The following is a 4,573-nucleotide window of genomic DNA, read 5'->3' on the forward strand; positions in this document are numbered from 1 at the left end:
GCCACCGTCTCAAGCTGCTTTTGCACTCCGTTGACGTCGAAGTAGTCGAACGCCACGGCCTCCGTCAGGAATTCCGAGTCCCGCAACAACGACGGATTGAATGAAAGGCATCCATCTCGAACAACAACTCCCAGCTCGGCCCACCGCGCAAGTATGTCTTCCTTCACCTGCCCGGTCATGCCCGGTTGCTTTGCGCCGGCGTCTGCCGGCGTATGCGAATACGGATCCGTCGGAAAGGCTCCGAAGAGATCGGGGTCCTTGTTCAATCCTATGCCCGCTCGAATGCTGTAATACTGTTCGACGAGTTGACCACGTGTCGCCTCGTCCGCTTTCCCGTCGAGCGCGCGTTCGTACGTCTCCGCCACCGCCAGAAGAAGCTTCGACACCATGTGCCAGTAGATGCATCCGAGACCTTCGTACCCATAGAACGTGCCTGAGCGGCCGGTGTAGGATCGGTGGTCAAAAATGCTCTCAAACAGGTCGGGTATGCTTTCGCGCTCCGCCGTTGCCTCATCGCGATAGTCGGTCTCCGCGAGCAGGTCCAGCACTGCTGTGACTCCGTGGCGATTCCGGAGCGATCCGTTGAAATGAACCACACCGTTTACGTCGCGAACGACAAGTCTCGTGTCGCCATCCGACAACAATCGAGACAACAGCCTGGATGACGCGACGATCTCATCAGGGATTACGTTCTTCTCCTCGAACCGCGGCAGATTGCGATCCGGGTAGAGCAAATAGCTGTACTGATCCGGACGGTATAGCTTGCTGTTTCTCAGCGCGTCCAGTACCTCGACCGATTCTGTCGTCGACAGCAGGCCGCTGCTGAGAACGGCCACCTGCCCCTCAAGCATCTCGTACAAGTTCGAAATCGAGATGGAGTCCTCAGAAGCGTTCATGAGGTTGTATGCGTGGTACAGGCCATCGTCCCTCCGGTTGGACCTGATAGATCTATCGGTCCACTGCAGTGTGTGATCGCAGAAATCGATCAGGTCTTCCTTGCGGACAGCCACCTTCACCCCGCTGAAGCCTCCCGCGTACACCCGCTCTCGGTAGTTGCTTCCGGCGCGACCCAGTTCGTCCACCACCCGCTTGCGATTCGCATCGGAGATGTTACTTTCCAGCAACTCGCTATTTGTTCGAAGCGTCTCCGTCACCGTCGCCAGGAACTCAGCCACCTCTTCCGCGATGCCGATCTCATCCCATGCGACGGACTGAAACAGACCGCGCGCAAACTGCTGGAAGCGCCTCAGGTAGCAAAGCGTAACCATTGACACACCGTACCCGACCAGTGCGTTGTTCGCATCGTTCCATTCCGGACGCTGGGTGTTCATCCAGATACCGCCGTCGGGAATGAAATTCGAGTACTTGGCGAGAACGGATACGAGAAGCTTCTCTGTCAGATTTGCTTTCTGGACCTCTCCTGCACGATTCCAGAGGAGGCGCCCGTCCGCTCCGACTTCCCGGACTCGCTCTGCAATGATCTGATCCAGATCATCGTCGAACTCTATCGTGTCGTGCGGATCATCCAGAAGATGCTCGTACGATTTGATCCGATACGGCACGTTCGCATACGCGAATTCCTCCGCCGACAGAAGCTCTCCAAGCTGACCCGGGTTGTGATTCTTCGAGATCTCCAGAAGCTTCAAAAGATAGATGGTCTGGTGATCTCCCCAGTAGCCGATGAACGACCATGGGTCGGAGGGATCCAGCCGTTCCCAGTCTATCCCGTTGCGTGTAATTCGGTACGGATTGTATCCGTCCGCGGTCGAGGCATTCACAAACTTGGAGATGATGCCCGGCGCGAATTCAGGGTACGAGATACACAGCGCTTCCCAGTTCTGGAAGATGTCGCGCCAGTTGCCCTGGTAGTTGAAGACCGGCGAACCGTCGTCGGACTTAATATCGATGCTGAAATAATTCCACGGCCGACTGGGGTCGCCATGTCGCCTGCTGAAGGCGATAGGCAGGTACTCGTAGCACAGTCGCGTCAGATCTGGATCTCCTTTTGCCGACGCACTCGACAGAAGCGTCTGAAGGTCGATGCGGTCGGGTAGCGATTCGAGGAACGCCGATTGACGCTCGGCCACCCTACTATTGTGCGTCGCTATGAAGTCAATGAGATCGGCTGTCTGAATGCTGTAGCCTTCCGCAAACGTCCCGCCCCTCATGACATTGAAGAGCACGTTTGCGAAGTGACGGGTAGAAGACAGTTCGTCGGAAGTCAACTGAAGTCCGTCGGCGCCGGCCACATACTGCCGGAGACTCCTCGTGCCGGACTCGACGTCCTGTTCGACGAGGCTCATCAGCGCAGACGAATCGCCTAGCAGCTTTTGCAGTTCTGCAACCTCCGCCGGACCCTGTTCGACGTCCGTCACGACATACCATGCACGAGATTCCTGTCCGTTGAGGGTCACTTCTGTCGCGACGAAATACGCACCTCGCTCTGCCCGTACGTCCGTCTCCGTCTCGACCGGATCTCCGCTTCGAAACCGATCGACTTGCCGCGACGATAACAGGTAGCGAACGTCAGTGAGCCCCACCGACCATACGGTCGTTGCCTTCAAGGCCTCACTCGGCTCAGGTTTGTCCACGGGTATCGAGCTCAGCATGAAGAGGCCGAGACCGGAGGGCAGCAGCAGTTCATTCTTCTTGTACGCGTCAAGCAGCGTGCTTCGCTCTGTCTGGATCAGTCGATCGGTGCCGTAAGGAAGAAGGTTCTGAATCCCATCCAGCACACTGCACGCGACGTTGCCGGTACCCGTGTTGCGAAGCACCGAGCGCTTCACAAATCCGAAGCGGTCGCTACTGGTCCACATGGTCTGGAAGACCAGATTGAGGTCCCTGTTTTCCTCTTCGAAAAGAAGTTTGTTGCCCGCCGTGTTCTTGTACAGATTTCGCTCGACGTCATACAGGCCATCACCTTCGCGCGAGAACGGCTCCCAGAGCATCCGTCTTGCCTCGACGTCAGCCAGGATCAGCGTCTTGCCGCCAGTGATTCCGTGCGAGTCGTGAATCTTGTCGACGGTGTAATACGGAAACAGTGCGTGCTCCGGGTTCTTCCTACCAGCCGTCAGTGCCCCGTTGCTGGAGATGAACATCCATAGATCGGAGTGACTCACGATCGACATGAAAAATGGCGGCATGCGATCGTAGCGAGAAATCCGATAGAACCTCTCGCCGTCGAGGGTCACAAATCCGCCCTCGACACGAGAACCACCCGTCTTGCGCACTGCGTCGCCTGCGTACACGGGCCGACGCGATGTTGTTGCCTCCGTCTGCACCGGGAAATCGACCTCTGAATCCGTCACTCGTTTACAAGGAAGGGTATGTTGGCGTGAGCGGCATGGCCTTGCCCGTCGTAGGCATACACGAACAGCCGGTAGGCTCCCGGCTCTGCCGGCGCGATCACCGTCGCGCTTGCAGCGTTCGGCCGTTCGATAAGATCAGCGATGCTTTCGGGCGTACTCTCCTGGTCTCCACCGTCTCCAAGATCGGTGCTTTCGTGCATGAGCACCCACGAGTACGTCAGGGCATCTCCGTCCGGATCTGTGACGACCGCTTTCGCGGGATACGCGCGGCCGGCAATCAGGGACACGCCCTCGTACGCCGTCTTGTCGTCAAGCGTCGCGGATTCGAGCCTCGGCGAACGATTGTCGGGCCAGGTGTCGTTCCAGATATAATGCATCACGTCGACAGTCTCCGTTTCCTCTCCGGTCGGAAGGAAGATGCCGTACCAGGTTGGAGTGCGCTCCTGTTTCTGTCCCCACAGGAACACAAATGAACCGACACACTGTGTCGTGTCCGAACCGATGGCGACGTTGTACCTGTCGTAATAAGAGTCCGCTTTCACTGAACTCGTATTCTCAACCGGCGCGCCCCATGGGGTCACGGCGACTTCCCAGTGACCGGTCGCGCCCCACTCGGTGACCATATAGGCTCCGTCCCATCCCGTCTCGTCTATGTAGCGCGGGAGATTCGGAAGGTCACCATACATCTGAATACTCAGCAGATCCAGGTCGGGCGCCCGCTCCTTGATCTGATCGACGAGCTCATTGTCGATTCCAGCCAGAGAAGTCGTGGTCAGGTGATTTGGATCGACTTCGTGGATCATGCGGGAGATGTCGTTGACGGCGTTCCACACCCGCGGATTGGTGGCCCGGAGGTTGAGTTCGTTGCCGATGCCCCACACCAGCAGTGCCGGATGGTCCTTGTACTTCATCACCTCGGCCCTGACCTGTTCGAGTTGTGCGGCCACCGCGACGGAGTCGTTATAGTCGAAGCCGAAGACGCCGACGCCCTGCCCTGGTCGCTCGCGGGCGATCTCGAGTCCCATCATTACGGCCAATCCATTGGCGTGGGCCTCGTCGAGGATGTCCTGGCCCGTAGTTCCTGCCTCGTCCGTTCGCCACGTACGTAATGCGTTGGCCCCATGCTCGGCCAGCAACTCAATGCTACCCGCGCCGGGAGGTTGCCGCTCAAGACCGGCACCGCGGATGAAGAACGGCTCCCCTCCACGGTAGACCCGGTACACGCCATCCTCCTGTCTGAGTTCGACCTTGATCGGGCCGCTTTC

At 58.2% G+C, this 4,573-nt stretch carries 2 protein-coding genes; both read right to left on the reverse strand.

Annotated elements, in window-relative coordinates; all coding sequences use genetic code 11:
* Window positions 1-3,308, reverse strand: a 3,308-nt coding sequence (locus HKN37_11225) for a hypothetical protein (GenBank protein ID NNE47220.1), incomplete at its 3' end; no start/stop codon positions are given.
* Complete coding sequence (locus HKN37_11230; protein NNE47221.1) at window positions 3,305-4,561, reverse strand: hypothetical protein; 1,257 nt, start codon at window positions 4,559-4,561, stop codon at window positions 3,305-3,307. The genes HKN37_11230 and HKN37_11225, both read right to left, overlap by 4 nt.
* Window positions 4,562-4,573: the final 12 nt, after the last annotated feature.

Source organism: Rhodothermales bacterium (assembly GCA_013002345.1).
In the GTDB taxonomy this organism is placed as follows: Bacteria; Bacteroidota; Rhodothermia; order Rhodothermales; family JABDKH01; genus JABDKH01.